Genomic DNA, 1,766 nt, shown 5'->3' on the forward strand with positions numbered 1-1,766 from the left:
GCATTTTTTACCAATATTTAAAGAAGCACCGGGTTTGCCAATGCTCGCACTGCTGATGCCCTTATGCGTCATATTAATTTTTAAACCCGGTAAGATTTTAATGCTCTTGCGAAATCTAAAGCCCATATTTCCCCCATTTGCAAAACCTGTTCGCTGTGTATTTCAGTTGATAGAGGTAAATTCAGAGAATCTCAGATCCTCATCTACCTCGCTAGTCGGCTGTCCCCATAGAGACATCCGTATATTTTTTATCTGGTGATTGCAATACTACCTTAAAATACCGTCAAAAATGTTTACTGTACATTTGCTATGGGGTAATCTTAAAACTGCTATTTATTGACTGATTGGTATATGACGACAGATAAGCATGAAGTGCTTCTTCGAATGCGAGCCATCGAGTTGCTTGCTTACTGGGAAGGTCGTTTGGTTACCAATCGTTTGATGAGCTGGTTTGGACTTAGTCGACAGCAGGCTTCTGCGGATATCAAGCGCTATAATACGCTGTATAACCCCGATGCCTTGATTCATGATCCATCGGTCAAGGGTTATGTGCCTAAGGCCAGCTTCCAGCCTGTACTGACTACAGCGCATATCAATGAATATCTCAATATGCTGTCGGGCTTGGTCAGTGAATCGCATGCCCTGATTGCGATGCCAGAACCGAATCTTACAGCAGTTCAATTACCTGATCGCAGTGTACGTCCTGAAGTGATTCGGGAAGTTTTGCGTGCCTGCCGAAACCAAAGCACTTTAAAAATGATTTATGCCTCGATGCAGAATCCGCAGTGGCATGAACGCATCATTTCCCCACACACCCTGGTGTATACCGGTTTTCGCTGGCATGTCCGTGCCTATTGCCATCAGAGCAAGCAGTTTAAGGACTTTTTACTCTCCAGAATTGATCGCACACCTGTTGTGATGGCGATTGAGTCAGTAGGCCCTGCTCAGGATCAGCAATGGCATGAAGAAATTGTACTGACGCTGATCCCTAATCCAAAATTGAACTCATCACAACAAGCGCTGGTCGAAAAAGACTTCGGCATGCCTGATGGCAGATTACAGATTCCGGTGAAAAAAGCCCTGGCTCACTATACTTTGCAGCGATATCAGGCCGCGATCACGCTGGCTGAGGCGGATGATGCCTTGAAATATCCCTTGGTACTACAACGCTCAGATATCGAAAAGCTGTCGTCTTACCTGTTTGATCAGGCGTCATAGGAGATTGGCCATGTTAGAACAATTTCATTATGACAGTGACCTGATTGGTGGTTCCCTGATGGTGCGTGAAAGCCGGCTGATCGCGGATCTGTTATTACGAGAAGCGACTCCAGAACAATGGCATCAGGCCATTCAGATTGACAATATTCTGCAAAAAAGAACGCCTGCTTCAGCCCAACGCAATGCCACCGCTATTCGTAAGCGTCTTGAGCGCTTAGAGCCTGATTTCTGGAAAGCTTTGCGGGATGGGGATGATGAGCTGGCGACTCAGGTGGCTTTTTGTGGGGCACTGGAACGCAACCTGTTGCTGCTTGAGTTTATGGAAACGGTGATGAGGGATGCCTATATCTCCCAGGCGCAATACTTGGACAGTTATATCTGGTCAGATTTTTTGGATGAACGCTCACAACGTGATCCGGATATCTGTGATTGGAAAGAGTCCAGCAAGAAAAAAATGGGGCAGGTGGTGTTTCGCATGCTGGCAGAAGCCGGTTACTTAAAAAGTACCCGTAAGCTGGAGTTGCAGCGCGTGATCGTCAGAGCAGAGC

3 protein-coding genes are annotated in these 1,766 nt (G+C 46.4%); 2 read left to right on the plus strand and 1 reads right to left on the minus strand.

Annotation, left to right across the window (positions count from 1 at the left end):
* On the minus strand, positions 1 to 126 hold a 126-nt coding region (locus tag FTV42_RS16595; RefSeq protein WP_180039229.1), incomplete at its 3' end, for a DUF4236 domain-containing protein.
* A 225-nt stretch (positions 127 to 351) separates the two neighbouring features.
* Between FTV42_RS16595 and FTV42_RS16600 the strand changes: the two genes are divergently transcribed.
* Complete coding sequence (locus FTV42_RS16600; protein WP_180004198.1) at positions 352 to 1,218, plus strand: WYL domain-containing protein; 867 nt, start codon at positions 352 to 354, stop codon at positions 1,216 to 1,218.
* 10 nt (positions 1,219 to 1,228) lie between these two features.
* On the plus strand, positions 1,229 to 1,766 hold a 538-nt coding region (locus tag FTV42_RS16605), incomplete at its 3' end, for a DUF1819 family protein (RefSeq protein WP_180039230.1).

The organism is Acinetobacter sp. YH16052 (assembly GCF_013417155.1).
In the GTDB taxonomy this organism is placed as follows: domain Bacteria; phylum Pseudomonadota; class Gammaproteobacteria; order Pseudomonadales; family Moraxellaceae; genus Acinetobacter.